Below are 15,162 nucleotides of genomic sequence, written 5' to 3' on the forward strand. Positions count from 1 at the left end.
AATAAGGTTTTAATGTTATCGTCGAGTGTTTCCAACCTATTCCTGCTAAGAAAATTCCTAGATGTGTTAAGTTTTTTCGTATTTTGTGGTGTTGTGGGGAAGGTTATTTCGAATAATACTTTTTTGGCGCAGCAAATCTCGCTCGCAATTAAATGGAGCATCCTGGTTCTTATAAAGAGTGCCTGGTTGCGCGTTTGTTCTCAGGAGAAAAAAATGAAAAAGTTATTATTGGTGGCCTCTCTGGTTTCTGTATTCGCAGCAGCAAATGCAATGGCTGATGTGACTGCATCTGCTACAGCGTCATGGGATGCAACGGCTACAAAAGATACAACCAGCATGCTGGTTGTTACTCCGCTGAACTCACTGACTTTCCAGTATGCGGAAGGCCTGAACGGGTTTAACTCTCAGGACGGCGCTTTTGACGTAACCATTCAGGGACAAGAAAGTGCGACAGATTTCGAGCTGACTGCACAGGTCATCAGCAATACACTGACCAACGCAAGCGGCGATGCGTCTACGCTGGACGTGGGTGTGGCATGGAACGGCAATGCGCTTTCCAGCGCGTCTGAAACCGTTCTGGTTAACTCCTCTTCAACCTCTGGCCTCGAAAGCCTGATGGCGGATGGTGCTTATAACGGTGCTGAGCGCGTGAGCGATCAGTCCAGCTTCAAGTTCTCCATTTCCTCTGCTACCTCTGACGGTACGACTCCGGTAACAGATTACTCAGCGCTGCCTGACGGCTACTGGACTGGCGATGTGAAAGTACAGTTCAACGCGACCTGGACCACTCCAGCGTAATGAATAAAATTCGGGAGAGTGACTCTCCCGAATTTTCTCAGGAAATAAGTAATGACTAAATATGTGCCAATAGCCATGTTGGTAGGGATTGCTACATCCTTTTCCAGCTGGGCAATTAATGTGGGTGATATTACATCGATAATGATTTCCGAAGAGAGTTCATTATCGAAAGAAATCATCAACACGACGGATTCTGCGCGCTACGTGAGTGTGACGGTAAAACAACTCTCCTCTCCGCTGCCCGGCGGCGTCGAGCTGAATGCTAATCCCGGTGAATTATTATCGACACCCGCCAGCCTTATTCTTCCTGGCGAAGCGAAAGATGTGTTCCGTTTTTTCTATAAAGGTCCGGAGGATGATAAAGAGCGTTATTACCGCCTGCAGTGGATAGACGAGCCGATCAGTGAAAGCGCAACCACCAAAGCCGGTAAAGCCGCGACGGCCACGGCCTCGGCGGAGATTGGCACCATTCTGGTTGTTGCCCCGCGCAAGGAGCGCTTCGACTACAGCCGTCAGGGCGACCTGATTACCAATACCGGCAATGTCTCATTTCGCGTGATCGCCTACGGCGCCTGCAAGGACAAGGCGCAGGATCAGGGCAGGGGCTGCCGCGAGCGTTATTACGTCATGCCGGGCACAAAAATAAGGCTGCAAAAAAGCGATGTGTCGAATAGCCGTACCCGTATTGGCATCTGGCACGGCAAGCAATTTATTACAGTGAAGTAAAAACATAACGCCATTACCGGTACCAAAAATTAAAATGCCGATGTGTAAGGATGCGTATGTCGTTTAAATATCTCATTGGGGGAAGTGTATTTCTCTCGCTAGCGTTAACACCAGGCTTTGCACATTCTGCGCCTGTGAAGATCGGGAAATACGTTATTCCTGGCGCGTTTGCCCGTTCGCTGGAGCAGGGAATGACGGTTCCGGTATTTATTCGCTATCAGGAAACGGACGAAAAGAGTCAGCAGAAAATTGCGGACGCGGTGATCTCTCTGGTCGACGGGAACATTACCGTGAAGTCGATTATGGTTTCCGACCTGCCAAATAACGCCGTGCTGTCGGATAAAACCCGCGCCATGGTAGAAAAAATCGCTGACGCTAAGTTTGTGGATAACACCGCGATTGCCCTGACGCCGGAAGCCCGCCTGCAGCTGAACGTTTCGTCGTTTCACCTGGAGATGATCGTCAGCCGGGACGCGCTAACCGAGGCGGTAGTGGCGCGCAGCACCTTATTAGGCCCGTCCAGCGTGGACAGGCTCTCTAACGTGCTTAATTACAATTTCGGCACCTATTACAACGACTATCAGAATGGCAGCAGCTCGCGCAGCTATTTAACGCTGGATAATACCCTGTCGCTTCGGGAGCATCACTTCAATATTAACGGTTCGGTATACGGTATTGGCGAGAGCAACAGTTCGAGCAAGGTGTATCGCGCGATGTACGAACGCGACTACGAGGGCTATCGCCTGGCGCTGGGGATGCTGGATACGTGGAACGTGCAGTCCATTGCCAGCCTGAACGCGCTGAACGGCGGAAAAATCTACGGCGCCAGCTACGGCAATAAAGGCAGCACAGTGGTGGAAAATACCGCGCTGTCGCTGACTCCCATTACGGTCTTTCTTCCGGCCGCCGGGGAAGTCCACGTCTTCCGCGACGGGCGCTTGCTGAGCGTGCAGAACTTCAACATGGGCAGCTACGAAATTGACACCAGCCGTTTTCCCTACGGGGTTTACGACGTGACGGTGGATATCGTGGTGAACGGCCGCACGGTGAACACCCGGGTCAGCCGCGTGAATAAAATCTTCGCGCGCCAGCAGGCCGCCGGGCTGGACCAGCTCTCATGGCAGGTGTTCGGCGGATCGCTGGATTACGATCGCGTAAGCTACAAGCGCAATCACTACCACAATGCCGGCAGCGAGCAGACCTGGATTGCCGGCGGTGCGGCCTCTCTGACGCTGGCGATCCTCTCCGGCCTGAACGTGAAGTCCACGCTGTACGGCTTTGATTCCAACGCCGTGAACGAAACCGACCTGACCTTAAACGTCAACGAATACGTGAGCGTGGGCACCCAAACGCTGGTGGCAAACGACGGTACCTGGCGCAACGTCAGCAGCGTGAGCCTTAACGCTCCCGGCGGGTTTGGCTCGGTGTGGGCGTCACGCGAGGACAGCAAGATTGGCGACCGTTTGCCGGTGCAGGAGCGCGATAACTACTCCATTGGCGGCACGATTAACCTCGGACGCTTTATTCCGCACGGAGGATCGCTGACGGTGAGCCAGACGGAAAACCGCTACTCGGGCAACAAATATCGCAACCTGGATTACAGCACCACGCTGTACGCCGGGCGTTACGCCACCGTCGGCCTGCGCGCCGGGGTGCAGCGCTATTACTACAACAACCAGAATGACGACGGTCGCCAGGAGCGTTACGTCAGCCTCGACTTCTCGCTGCCGCTGGCCTCCTGGCTGAGCGTCGGGGCATCGCGGGATCGTTACGGTGCAACGCAGGGCAACATCAGCGCCCGCAGGCAGTTTGAAGACGGGCCAATTACCTCGGCGGGGATCGCGGCCTCCTCCCGCCTGAGCGGCGAGCAGAACTACGGCAACGATTATTCCGTGAACGGCAACATGAGTTATGCCACCAAATACAACGCCGGGACGGTCTCCGTTACCCGATCGGCGGATAACGCCACCAACCTGAACTTCTCATCCCAGGGTTCGGTTGCCTGGGTGGGGGGCGATTTCGGCCTCAGCAAAGAGCGCCAGCGTTCCGGCATCATCGTGAAAACCGGGCTGGCAGGGGACGGCAAGCTGGCGGCGAAAATCAATAACCGTCACTACGTCCTGAGCGGCAAATCGAGCTTTATCGCATTGCCGCCGTACGCACAGTACAAGCTGGAGATCATGAACGACCGCAACTCCGAGGACAGCTTCGATATCGTCTCCGGGCGTAAGCAGTCGCTGAACCTCTATCCGGGCAACGTTGGCGTGGTGGCGCCGGAAGTGAAAAGCATGGTGACCGTCTTCGGGCGCGTGCGCTATCCGAACGGACAGCTCGCGGCCAATACCGATATTCATAACCACATCGGCAAAACGCGCACCGATGCGAAAGGTGAGTTCGCGATTGATATCGATAAGACATTCCCCGTCATTACCCTTGTTTCGGCGAATGGCAACATCTGCGAAGCCGATTTAGATCTGGAAAAAGCCCGCGGCGCAGCGTGGGTCGGGGACGTGCAATGCGCACTGCAATCGACTATGGCGCAGAGATAATGCTATGAAAAATGTTAACCTTATTCTTCCGTTACTCGTTGCGGGTGCATTGACGCCGCTGGCGGCGAACGCGTTGACCGCGTCATCGTCCGGCTCGGTCAGCAATAACTTTCTGTTTATTGAAAACGCCGTGGACGGTGAGTATTTCATTACCCCCTCTGCGCTCGATCCTCGCTTTAGCGGATCCAACACCTGGGTGAAATACGGCACCTCGCAGGTGAGCCTCGGCTATCTCGGCTACGTGGGCTGGACGGCTCCGGCGAATAACTATCAGGATATGTGGATCGATAATTCGCCGATTGACGGGCCGTTTAGCGGCATCCGCTGTTACAGCGGTACGCAATGCCCAACGTCCGGCTATATCTCCGGTCAGGGCCGAGACAGCAATGGTTTCTACCACGCTCAGGTCGGCTCGGTCGCGGGCGTGGTGGGCGGGGCGTACGGCTTTGCGTCGCTGAGCGATTCGGCCTACGAATATTTTCGCGCGATGCCGACCGGCAGCAGCGAAACTTATGTCTTTAACCGCTGCTATACCTCGATTAACTATGATTACGCGGGGGGCGAGCGCTGTAAGGATCAAAGCACCGGGCGCTGGAACTACGTGAACTACACCTTAACCAAGCGCGGCCATCTGGCGCTGGAATCTACCAGTGCGTTCCAGGAGCTGTGGATCGCCAGCGACGGGACGCCGAGCATTACCAATGACTCTGGCGCCTGCGAGTTGGGGGTTGTCGGAAACGTAAGCGGCGTGATCTGCAAAATGGTCAGCTACAGCCTTCAGCAGACCGCGAATCTGACCGCCTCGCTCACCTTCAGGGCCTATATCGATTCCGCCGCGCTGGGCTTTACCCCAGCGGCGTCAACGGTGCGTTATTCCGGTAACGGCTCGAACTGGTATAACTTCAGCGCGACGACGGCCTATTACAATGTCTTCTCAACGGACGGCCATTACGTCTATCTCTTTTTGTCGAAGACGTTTCTTAAAAACCTTGTCGACTCGGGCTACAGCATTACCAACAGTCAGCCTTTTACCTTTGCTTTCCGCAATAGCTTAACGCCGGAGTCGGGGCATTACGAGTTCACGCCATCGTTGCAGCTGAACATTATTCCGAAGGAGTATGGAATCAGCATTGTCTCGTCGAATAACACCACGTCGGCAAGCGGCAGCGGCACCATCGGCGATGATACCCCGATTGGCATGGACTATGTCGTCACCGTTTCCGGCCCGCGCCAGGCGGACAGTATTACCGCTCAGGTCACGGGGGACACCACGACCATTAACAATACGCCGTACTGCCTGTTTACCTCCGCGCAGGGCGGGATCAGCGTGCCGATCCCGGCGTATCTGCAGTACAGCAACCAGTCGGGCAGCGTGACGCAGGTGCGCAATAGCTGCGACGAGGCACCCATCAGCCTCAACGATGCGTTGTGGCAGCAAACGCCGTGGGATGCGAATAACACCGACGACGGAAGCTACTTCAGCACCGGCTTATCGCTGCTGTTTCCGATGAATGACTCCCGTTCGGCGCTGACGGTTGCAGGCTCCGACTGGGAAGGCGTGGTTAGCGCCAGCGGCGAAATCAAAGTCACCGCAAACTGGCTGGGTGTCACCAAATGAAGCGCTGGTATGCGGCAATCATCAGTGCGGCGCTGCTGAGCTTTTCGGCGCACGCCCTGTATCTCGATTCCACGATTTACGAGATGCCTGCGGACAAGTCATTCATCAGCAAACGTATTTTTAACGACAGCAAAAAGCAGAATGTGTATCGAATTTCTGCGGTGAAAATTGATAAGCCCGGGCCGGGCGGGGAGAAGCGCCAGGATATAGAAGAAGGAGAGCTGATCTTTGCGCCGCTGACGTTCTCGCTGGCGCCGGATGCCGGGGAGTTTTTTAAGATTTTCTACCGCGGCCCGCAGGATGACAGGGAGCGTTATTACCGGGTGCAGTTCACGGAGCTGCCCGTCACGATGTTCCCGGAGCGCAACGGGGGGAAAAGAAGCGAAGCGATACCGGCTATCGCCCTGGATACGATACTGGTGGTGCGCCCGAGAAAAATCGACCTGCGCTATACCCTGGATGAGCAGGACGGGGTGCTTAAAAATACCGGGAACACTTTTTTTAAAATCATTGTGCAGCAGGGATGCAATTCTACGGATGATGAGGCCACTATCCGTTACGTTCTCCCCGGAGAAACGTATCGAAGCAGCGGGTTAAAAAATCAAAATAAAAAATTCATTGTCGCTTTGCACAAGTATATCCCTATTGGCAATGCGTGTTTTAAACCCGACTCATAAAATCTAAATAAAAATATTCTTATATTGCTAACCTGTATAAGGTAAATATACTCTGTATAGGTTGTTTGCATAATGAACGAAAAATATAAGAGTTTGTCTGGATGAGAAAGATAATTAATGGTCGGGTTTTGTACGACTCTGAGAAACGAGAATTGAGCATACAAGATCAACAACTTGTTCTTTCCGCTTCGGTGGCAAGGTTACTGGATTTTTTTATTATAAATAATACTCGCCAATTAAGCCGCGAACTGATCATTGACGAAGTCTGGGCCAAGTATGGCATGAATCCCTCCGGACATAGTCTTAATAAAAGCATTAGTTTGTTACGCAAGGGGTTTTCTGCGCTAGGGATTGACGGTGTTATCATTACCATTCCGCGAGAAGGCTTTATTTTTCAGGCACAGGTCAACGATAACCGTGAACATATATTGGTTGCTACTGAGAAAGACGTAACGAATGTTAATCATGCAGTGACGTTTCCCTGGAACAAAACATTTTTAGTCTGGATTGTTTTTTTTCTGGTTGTGGTGGGATGTATGGGTATTTTTCTCACCGTAATGTTTCGCAGTAACGACGGCGTGGTGCATATTTCAAATGCCGGAGTCTGCGAAGTGTATACGATGGATGATAATTCGTCGGAGAAAATTTTTAAGTTTCTGCATTCGAAGCGATGGGAAGGTTTTAATACCATGTGTAACGGCACGAAGAAAACCATTATATTTTATGACGATAATAGTCTGTCTAAGGGTAATAAACTGAAAGAGCACTTCTTCAGTATTTGTATGATGGATGAAAAAGAGGTGGCGTATGAGTGCCAAAATTATTTTTATTAGCATCATGGCCGCGCTGTTCGCTCTGTTCTCCATTGTACTTCACCGCGGGGCAATCCCGGTGGCGCTGGTCTGTACCTCTAAATATCATATCGAGCTGGACACGCAAAAAGACGGGATAAAAATAAAGGGAGAGGTTCTCCAGGTATTCAGGATCTCTTCGGAAAAAGACGGGATGCTGTCGCAGGTGGGCGTGCTGGACGTCAATGATAAACAGTACGCCGTGAATCGCACAACGTCGCTGCGTTTTTTAGGCAAGGATAGCGACGGATATCTGCGTACAGAGCGCCTGGCAATAGTCAAGAACGATAATGACGATCTGCCTGACGCGATAACGGATCTGCTGATGTCAAAACAGACGCTGTTTTATTACAAGGTCATCCATATTGACGACAATGTGTATGGTATCAGGGATTTGCGCCGCACGCTGATGGTCTGTCGTGCGAAGTGATTCTCTGCCTTACAATAATTTACAGGCATTTTTCTCTGTTGATTGATTTGTTTTTAAAATTTAAGTTTGTCTGGTTGTGAATGTAAGGGCATTTGTTTGTACTTGCCGCAGCCAAGAAAATTCCCTGTTCTGGTGATGGGAATATTCTTATTATTTTAACTCTGATTGTAACCGTAGCCCGGGGGATATAAAAAGCTTTTCCGTAGCTTTGCAATGAGAATATTAATTATCTGACATGTATGTCGTTGGAAACCGAATCAATTGTGAATGTTCTCTCTATTTGAGGGAGGGGTAGCCTTTGCAATTAAAACCATGATGGTGATGATTATGAACACGAAAAAGGTCTTCCTGCTTAGTTATGACATTTATCTTTTCTCAGGGATTAGGTCATTTTTACCTAATCTGATACTGGTGGATACCGGAACCTATATCAACGATTCTGATATATCCACGCCCCAGTACAAAACCTGCCTGTTAATTATTGATAGCCGAATGCCATTTGGCCTGGTTAAAAGGTGGCTGCAAAGAAACAGCAGTCAGTTTATCAGCATCAAGAGCATGGTTATTAGGCTGAGTGAAAATAAATGTATTAACCGAGGCTTTGAATATGCGGAGTTTATCGATGCTAAACTGGACGCTAATGCCGTCTTTGATTCGCTGAAGCAGATTTTGATGGCGAATACTGAAAACGGTGCGCCCGCCAGAATAGGCCTTGTGGATGAATTTCGCCTGAGCGACTTTGAACAGGAAATGCTTAATGCCTCATTCACCCGAACCGGCCAGGAGGAATTTTGCCGGGCAAATTCGCTGGCGGTGAAATCACTTTATCGCTATCGGGATAAAATAACCCATCGTCTGGAATTTGATAATTTCAACGAGTCCATTATTTTTCTTTCCCGTAACGGCCTGCTGGCAGAAAGAATAAGTGGAAATGAAAAACCGCCGCGCTATGTCTGTGATAATAACGAGGCCGATCGATTGAGCCTGGCGCTGAAAAATGAGGAAATTATTCCGTATTATCAGCCTATCGTCGGCAGCAATGGAGAGCTGAGCGGGGTCGAGGTGCTAGCGCGCTGGCCGCTGGGTCATAATTACGCCATTTCCCAGCGTGAGTTTATTCCGCTGGCGGAAAAAAGCGGGCTTATTAATGAGCTGACCAGCTATTTAATGAATAAGGTAGCCAGCGATTTAAATCACAGCATTCACCGGCACGGACAGTCCTTTTTTGTCGCCTTTAACGTAAGCCCTTCAAGCCTGAGCAATCCCGTCTTTTACTGGGAGTGCCTTAACTTTTTAGAGTTAACGGAATCGTTGCCGATAAAGCTGATGATCGAAATAACCGAAAACCAGACGCTGGTGATCACTCCGGCAATAAAAGAGCTGATCCGCTCCCTGCGCAATCGCGGGGTGCTGTTTGCGCTGGATGATTTTGGCACGGGGTATGCGAATCTTTGCTATCTGAACGAGCTTGAACTCGATGTGATTAAAATCGACAAGACCTTTATCAACGGCATCCACGCGCATGAGCAGTCGCTGCCGATGCTGGAGTCGATAATAAACCTGGCCGCCATTCTGGGGCTGCAAACCGTGGCTGAGGGGGTGGAATATGACTACCAGCGCGACTGGCTTGTGGATAATCAGGTCGACTACCAGCAGGGGTACTTTTTTATGCCCCCGGTGGCGCTGGCGGAGTTCAAAGGCTTCATGAAGCGGTGTGAAAATATCACGAGGCCCGTCCGGGAAAAGAAGTCTCCAGGGCAGGAAAAGCAGAATAATCCGCGCCTTACCGCACCCTGAATTCGCTCGCCCCGTATCATAGTCAGGGGCGAGCGTAGTTTTAACTAAACATCACCTGCGCCCAGCGTGCCAGCCCTGCGGTAACGGAGCCAAAGTCATCCCCACCGGCAATCGGAATGCCCGGCAGCTGTTCCGCCAGCGCTTTCTTGATCAGCGGCGAACGGGCGCTCCCCCCGGTCAGGTAGATAACGTCCGGCTTCTCTTTGCCGTTCTCCAGCGCCAGCTGCACCTGCTCCAGAATGCGCTGCAGCGGCTGCGCGAGCGCCGTCTCCAGCCCGTCCTGCGAAATCGCGGTGGCCAGATCGTCGCTGATAAACGGCAAGGAGACCGCATGTTCAGCGCGGTCGGAAAGGGCTATTTTGCTCTCTTCAGCAGTACGCACCACGCGGTAGCTCAGGCGCTGACGCCACACCTTATACAGCAGGGCGACTTTTTCGGCGTCCTGCGCGTCACGCACCAGATCGTTAAGGAAGCGGCCGTTCGCGGTGCTGTAAAAATCACTCTGCGCAGGCACGTCGTTAATGGCAATCGCGTTCCACCACGGCAGGATCGGCAGGGCGATGCCTTTTTCCGTCTGGCCGCCCATGCCGAGCAGCGGCATCAGGCTCTTGAATGCCAGCGCGATATCCAGATCGTTACCGCCTACGCGACAGCCGCTGTGCCCCAGCAGGCTATTTTCGCGATCGCGACGGTTATGCCACTGCGGTCCCATCAGCAGCAGCGAGCAGTCCGTTGTACCCCCGCCGATATCCACGACTAACACGCGCTTCTCTTCCGTCAGCGTGGCCTCAAAATCCAGCCCCGCCGCAACCGGCTCATACTGGAACACCACGTCGCGGAAGCCTGCGCGGTGCGCCGCGCGCTCAAGGATCCCCTGCGCCTGCTGGTTGGCCTCGTCGCCGCCCAGCCCCTGGAAGTTGATCGGGCGGCCAATCACCGCCTGGGTAATCGCATCTGACACCTGCGTCTGCGCCTGATTGCGAATATGCAGCATCATCGCGCACACCAGGTCTTCGAACATCGCCACCTGCTGCGGCTTCAGGCCGCTGGCGCCGAGGAAGGATTTTGGCGACTTAACGAAGTAGACCTCTTCCGGGTCTTCAATATAGTGCCCGAGCGAAGAGAGGCCGAACTGCACGCTGGACGGCGAAACGTCGATGTCTTCCTCGCGGTTAAAGCTGACAGCCCGGCGCAGCAGCGCCTGGGTCTCCGCCGCCGTGGCCGGAACCTGATGGTGGCGGAACAGCCATTCGCTTACCGCTTCACGCGTCGGCGCGCAGAGCATAGAGGGCAGCAGCGTGCTCTCTTTTTCCATTTTCAGGAGCTGTGGCTGTCCGTTTTGCATAATCGCAACCGAGCAGTTTGCCGTACCGTAGTCGAATCCAATAAACACGATGAATCCCCATGCCAGTGAGAAGGGGCGAGACTTTAACGAAATGTCTTCATGGCGACAACAGGAATATGAAAGCAAGGCAATACAAGGTCTTTCCGTTTATGCTGATAAGAACAAAAAAGGAGCAACGATGTATACCCTGACATGGCTTCCCCCTTACGACTGGCAGTGGATGTTTGGCTTTCTTGGCGCGCGTGCGGTGACGGGCATTGAAACCGTTACAAACGACTACTACGAGCGCAGTTTTGCCTGCGAAGGGCATCAGGGGATATTTCGCGTCACGCCGGATATCGCCACCCATACGCTGACCGTCACGCTCAGCCCGGGGTTAATCCCGGTTGCGCAGACGTGCCTTGAACGCATCGAACGCCTGTTCGATCTCGCCTGCAACCCGCAGCACGTTGCGGATACGCTGGGGGATCTCGGTGCTGCCCGGCCAGGCTTGCGTTTGCCGGGGGCAATGGATGCGTACGAGCAGGGCGTCCGGGCGATCCTCGGACAGCTGGTGAGCGTGGCGATGGCGGCGAAACTGACGTCGCGCGTGGTGGCGCTGTGCGGCGAACCGATCGCGGATTGTCCGGGCTATCTCTGTTTCCCCACGCCGGACGCGCTGGCGGCAGCGGACCCGATGGCGCTGAAAGCGTTAGGTATGCCGGTAAAGCGGGCAGAGTCGTTAATTCATCTGGCACAGTCGGTCATCGACGGGACGTTTCCGCTTTTCCCGCCCGCGAATATTGAGGCCGGGATGAAAGCGCTACAGCAGCGGCCGGGGATAGGGCGCTGGACGGCAAACTACCTGGCCCTGCGCGGCTGGCAGGCGAAAGATGTCTTTCTGCCGGATGATTATCTGATTAAGCAACGCTTTGCCGGGATGACGCCCGCGCAAATTCGGCGTTATGCCGAGCGCTGGCAGCCGTGGCGCTCTTACGCGCTGCTGCACATCTGGTATACCGACGGCTGGGCGCCGTCAGTTGATGGCGAAATAGCTGGTGTTGAGCAGTAGATCCAGCGGCTGCGGCTCGGCGATGGTGTCCCCATAGATAAAATCAATGCCGATGCCGGAGAGCGTATCCATCATGATGGGCTGGTTGCAGGGGCCTGCGATGGTTTTCATTCCCAGACGCTGGGCGTGGCCCTGAACAATGGTCACCATCATTTCATCCATCAGATTGCCATAGACGTTGCTTACCACCTCTGCGTCCAGCATCAGATAGTCGGCCATATTGGCCGTCAGGTGGGTAAAGACGTTCATGTCGCGGCCGACCTGGCTGAAGATCACGCGGCAGCCCGCCTGGCGAAGCTTTTGCAGACTCCGCTGCAGATTTTTATCCGGGCTGCACACCACGTCGGCTGAGATAACCAGATGCAGGAGGCGGCCCGGCATCGGGCTTTTATCCAGCAGGTCGAGAAGTTCATCAACCAGCGTTACGCTCGCTAAACCAGCCTCGGAAAGCGGCAGTGCCACCCCCATGCCTTTACTGGCGACCTGTGCGGCAGAGGCGCGGAAAAATTCACTGAAAATACGTCTGTCGAGGGCGTGCAAAAGCTCTGGCTCCGCCAGGCCCGAGCGGAAGGCATGCTCCTCCTGGACTTCGCCCTGGCTGGTCCACAGGCGTAACGACAGCAGCCAGAAATTACTGCTTTCCGGGATGCGCGGGGAGGCGACGCTGCGGGCAATCATCATCAGGTGATTGTCTTTAATCATGTGCCACTGTTCATCAAGCGACATCATGCTGCGCGTGCTGTGATCCCGCTCCTGCTGGGGCTCGTAAACCGTCACCATGCCGCGCCCGCTGTTTTTCGAGGCATAACAGGCAATATCCGCCTGCGACATGATCTCCGACGCCTGATGATTATTTTCATCAATCAGCGTGATACCTGCGCTGGCGCCGATCCGGTGCAGGCGGCCTTCCCACATAAAGTGATAGTCATTGATCGCCTGGATCAGGCGACCGGCGATATAGCGTGCGCTTTCAATATTGCAGTCCGGTAAAAGTAACCCGAACTCATCCCCGCCCAGACGCGCCAGCACGTCGCTGGAGCGGAGCATGGTCAACATCAGGGAAGAGAGTTCCCGCAGCAGGGCATCCCCCGCCGCGTGGCCTGCCGAATCGTTGACGGCTTTAAAGCGATCGAGGTCGATAAAGACCAGAGCATGTCGCTGGCGCGTTTCGCGAACGGTCTGCAGGAGTCGTTTGAGATGATTTTCGAAGCTGACCCGGTTTGCCAGATGGGTCAGCGCATCGTGGGAGGCGCTATAGCTCAGCTGACGCAGCATTTTGCGCGACTCGGTCACGTCCTGGATCACGATAACCGAGCCAATATTCTGCCCATCCAGCGTGCTGAGCGGCGTAATGCTGTAATGAATATCAAAATTCCCGCCGGTACGGCAGTTCAGCACCACGTCCTGATCGATATCGGAACGGGACATGTCGCCGCTGTGAATATTCTCCATCAGCGGCCCTTTTTCACCAAAGGTGATGTGCAACACCTTCAGAACCGGCTGGCCGATAGCCTCGGTCTGCAGCCAGCCGCTCATTTTCTCGGCCACCGGGTTCATAAAGGTGACGTTCATGTTGTTATCGGTGCACAGCACCGCTTCACCGATGGAGTCGAGGGTGATGTGCAGACGCTCTTTTTCCTGGAAGAGGGCCTCGTTGAGCTGTTTAACCTCGGTCATGTCCATATTGATACCGAGCAGCCGTTCGACTTCACCCTGCTTGTTGAGCACCCGGTTCGCCAGGGAGCGAATATGGCGCACGCCTTCCTTCACGCGGATGCGGAATTCCAGCTTAAACGGCAGGCGGGAAATCAGCGAGTCCCGCAGCACCTTCTCAGCGTGGGCACGATCTTCCGGCAGCATCGTGTCATGCCAGAGCTGCCAGGTGGGCTTGATATGCGGCGGAATTTCATACAGCTCAAACATCCGCTTGTCCCAGCTGATAATGTCTGGCTCCAGATCCCACTCCCAGATGCCGATGCCGCCCGCTTCGTTGGCGAGCGTAATGCGCTCCATCAGGCGTTTATTGACCCACTCGGTGTGCTTCAGGTCGTTAATGTCTTCAATTTGGGCAATAAAATAGAGCGGCGAGCCGTCGGCATGACGCACGACGGAGACGGCAAGCAGCGCCCAAACCACTTCTCCGTCGCGGGTGTAATAGCGCTTCTCGAGGGTATAGGTATTGATGTCGCCGTTGACCAGCTGTTCAAGCTGTTCCAGGTCGGTGTGCAGATCTTCCGGCCAGGTGAGCTGCTGGAAGGTCAGTGACTGAAGCTCCGTCTGGCTGTAACCGAGGAAATTACACAGCGCCTTGTTAGCCTGAAGCCATTTTCCTTCAATGCTGACCAGCGCCATACCAATGGCGGAATACTCCATCGCATTGCGGAAGCGCTCCTCGCTTTCGGTGATGTGTTTGCGTTCGGCGCGGAAGGCGTACATCACCATGGTCATCACGTTGGCTGGCAGGAGCAGCATCAGGAACGGCAGCCAGGGGGCGTTCAGCATCGTCCCGACGTGCTGGGTGGTCAGCGCCACAGGGTTTCGGGCAATCATCAGCGACACCACCATCACGGTGACCAGAAACACCATGAACGCTTCCATCCTGGGCAAGCGCACCGCGCTCCACATAAGCAAAACGATAACGCAGGTAAAAGGCCACGGCAGCCAGGTGATGGCTGCCCAGCTGAGGGCCAGCGTTACGGCTAGCGTCGTCAGCGTTTCCAGCAGCAATCTCGGGTCACGGTGGCGCAGCAGATAATGCGGTTTAAACAACAGTCCTAACGGCACCAGCGCCAGCGCGCCAATCGCTTCTGACAGCACCCAGACGAAGAAATTGCGCAGGGGGGCAGAGCCGGGGGCCAGCAGAGACACCAGAATGCCGCCCACCAGCGGCGGTACCACTGCGCTGCCGATGGCCACGCGGATCCAGTCACTCAGATTCTGCAGCGGGTTGTACCACGGAAGTAATCTGCGCAGCAGCAGCGCGCCGATAGCGGCCTCAATGACGTTAATAGAAGGGTAGATTAGGCTGACCGATCCCCACGAAAACAACATCCACGAAGCCAGAATGTTGCCGAACGTGCAGGCGAGAGCAATGCCCGGCCACATTTTTCCTGCATGGCGGTAAAACGCCACCATCATAATCGCGGTGGGGAACCAGAGCGGGGCCAGCAGGGTGCCGAACCGGGTGAGCTCCAGCGAAAATAAGGTAAAGATAAAGGTGACCAGGCCCAGACAGACAAGTCGTATTAAAGGATGTGGGGTGGTAACCAAAACCCGCTGGTATTGTTTATTCATTACCGCTTTATCCAGAGACGCCATGC

At 54.1% G+C, this 15,162-nt stretch carries 11 protein-coding genes; 9 read left to right on the forward strand and 2 right to left on the reverse strand.

Annotated elements, in window-relative coordinates:
* Positions 1–213: 213 nt before the first annotated feature.
* From AB8846_RS20890 to AB8846_RS20925, 8 genes are all read left to right on the forward strand, one after another.
* The gene (locus AB8846_RS20890; protein ID WP_032658856.1) at positions 214–798 is read left to right on the forward strand and encodes a common pilus major fimbrillin subunit EcpA; all 585 of its coding nucleotides are present in this window, start codon (positions 214–216) and stop codon (positions 796–798) included.
* Positions 799–849: 51 nt separating this feature from the next.
* Entirely contained in the window at positions 850–1,524 is a 675-nt protein-coding gene (locus AB8846_RS20895) for a hypothetical protein (protein WP_063144543.1), read from the forward strand.
* 56 nt (positions 1,525–1,580) lie between these two features.
* Positions 1,581–4,073 carry a TcfC E-set like domain-containing protein gene (locus AB8846_RS20900; protein ID WP_370733590.1) on the forward strand — a complete coding sequence of 831 codons (2,493 nt, stop codon included), beginning with the start codon at positions 1,581–1,583 and terminating at the stop codon, positions 4,071–4,073.
* A gap of 4 nt (positions 4,074–4,077) precedes the next feature.
* The gene (locus tag AB8846_RS20905; protein WP_370733591.1) at positions 4,078–5,691 is read left to right on the forward strand and encodes a fimbrial protein; all 1,614 of its coding nucleotides are present in this window, start codon (positions 4,078–4,080) and stop codon (positions 5,689–5,691) included.
* Positions 5,688–6,368, forward strand: a complete 681-nt coding sequence (locus AB8846_RS20910) for a molecular chaperone (RefSeq protein ID WP_370733592.1) — start codon at positions 5,688–5,690, stop codon at positions 6,366–6,368. The genes AB8846_RS20905 and AB8846_RS20910 overlap by 4 nt, the downstream gene beginning before the upstream one ends.
* A gap of 152 nt (positions 6,369–6,520) precedes the next feature.
* Entirely contained in the window at positions 6,521–7,201 is a 681-nt protein-coding gene (locus tag AB8846_RS20915) for a winged helix-turn-helix domain-containing protein (RefSeq protein WP_331411926.1), read from the forward strand.
* Entirely contained in the window at positions 7,176–7,649 is a 474-nt protein-coding gene (locus AB8846_RS20920; RefSeq protein ID WP_370733593.1) for a hypothetical protein, read from the forward strand. Before AB8846_RS20915 ends, AB8846_RS20920 begins: the two co-directional genes overlap by 26 nt.
* Before the next feature lie 327 nt (positions 7,650–7,976).
* Complete coding sequence (locus tag AB8846_RS20925) at positions 7,977–9,446, forward strand: EAL domain-containing protein (protein WP_370733624.1); 1,470 nt, start codon at positions 7,977–7,979, stop codon at positions 9,444–9,446.
* Positions 9,447–9,486: 40 nt separating this feature from the next.
* Here AB8846_RS20925 and yegD read toward each other — a convergent pair whose 3' ends face one another.
* Entirely contained in the window at positions 9,487–10,839 is a 1,353-nt protein-coding gene (gene yegD, locus AB8846_RS20930) for a molecular chaperone (RefSeq protein WP_045355491.1), read from the reverse strand.
* A 130-nt stretch (positions 10,840–10,969) separates the two neighbouring features.
* Between yegD and alkA the strand changes: the two genes are divergently transcribed.
* Complete coding sequence (alkA, locus tag AB8846_RS20935) at positions 10,970–11,842, forward strand: DNA-3-methyladenine glycosylase 2 (RefSeq protein ID WP_370733594.1); 873 nt, start codon at positions 10,970–10,972, stop codon at positions 11,840–11,842.
* Here the strand turns inward: alkA and AB8846_RS20940 are convergent.
* Positions 11,807–15,136, reverse strand: a complete 3,330-nt coding sequence (locus AB8846_RS20940; protein ID WP_370733595.1) for a diguanylate cyclase — start codon at positions 15,134–15,136, stop codon at positions 11,807–11,809. The two genes, alkA and AB8846_RS20940, sit on opposite strands and share 36 nt — an antisense overlap.
* Positions 15,137–15,162: the final 26 nt, after the last annotated feature.

It is taken from the genome of Enterobacter sp. KB-221C9, from assembly GCF_041320715.1.
GTDB classification, from domain to species: Bacteria; Pseudomonadota; Gammaproteobacteria; order Enterobacterales; family Enterobacteriaceae; genus Enterobacter; species Enterobacter asburiae_D.

Excerpts from the sequence above, each read along its gene's own strand:
- AB8846_RS20905 (WP_370733591.1), top strand. The coding sequence starts at position 4,078 with ATGAAAAATGTTAACCTTATTCTTCCGTTACTCGTTGCGGGTGCATTG.
- AB8846_RS20895 (WP_063144543.1), top strand. The coding sequence starts at position 850 with ATGACTAAATATGTGCCAATAGCCATGTTGGTAGGGATTGCTACATCC.
- AB8846_RS20910 (WP_370733592.1), top strand. The coding sequence starts at position 5,688 with ATGAAGCGCTGGTATGCGGCAATCATCAGTGCGGCGCTGCTGAGCTTT.
- AB8846_RS20900 (WP_370733590.1), top strand. The coding sequence starts at position 1,581 with ATGTCGTTTAAATATCTCATTGGGGGAAGTGTATTTCTCTCGCTAGCG.
- alkA (WP_370733594.1), top strand. The coding sequence starts at position 10,970 with ATGTATACCCTGACATGGCTTCCCCCTTACGACTGGCAGTGGATGTTT.
- AB8846_RS20920 (WP_370733593.1), top strand. The coding sequence starts at position 7,176 with ATGAGTGCCAAAATTATTTTTATTAGCATCATGGCCGCGCTGTTCGCT.
- AB8846_RS20940 (WP_370733595.1), bottom strand. The coding sequence starts at position 15,136 with ATGAATAAACAATACCAGCGGGTTTTGGTTACCACCCCACATCCTTTA.
- AB8846_RS20890 (WP_032658856.1), top strand. The coding sequence starts at position 214 with ATGAAAAAGTTATTATTGGTGGCCTCTCTGGTTTCTGTATTCGCAGCA.
- AB8846_RS20925 (WP_370733624.1), top strand. The coding sequence starts at position 7,977 with ATGAACACGAAAAAGGTCTTCCTGCTTAGTTATGACATTTATCTTTTC.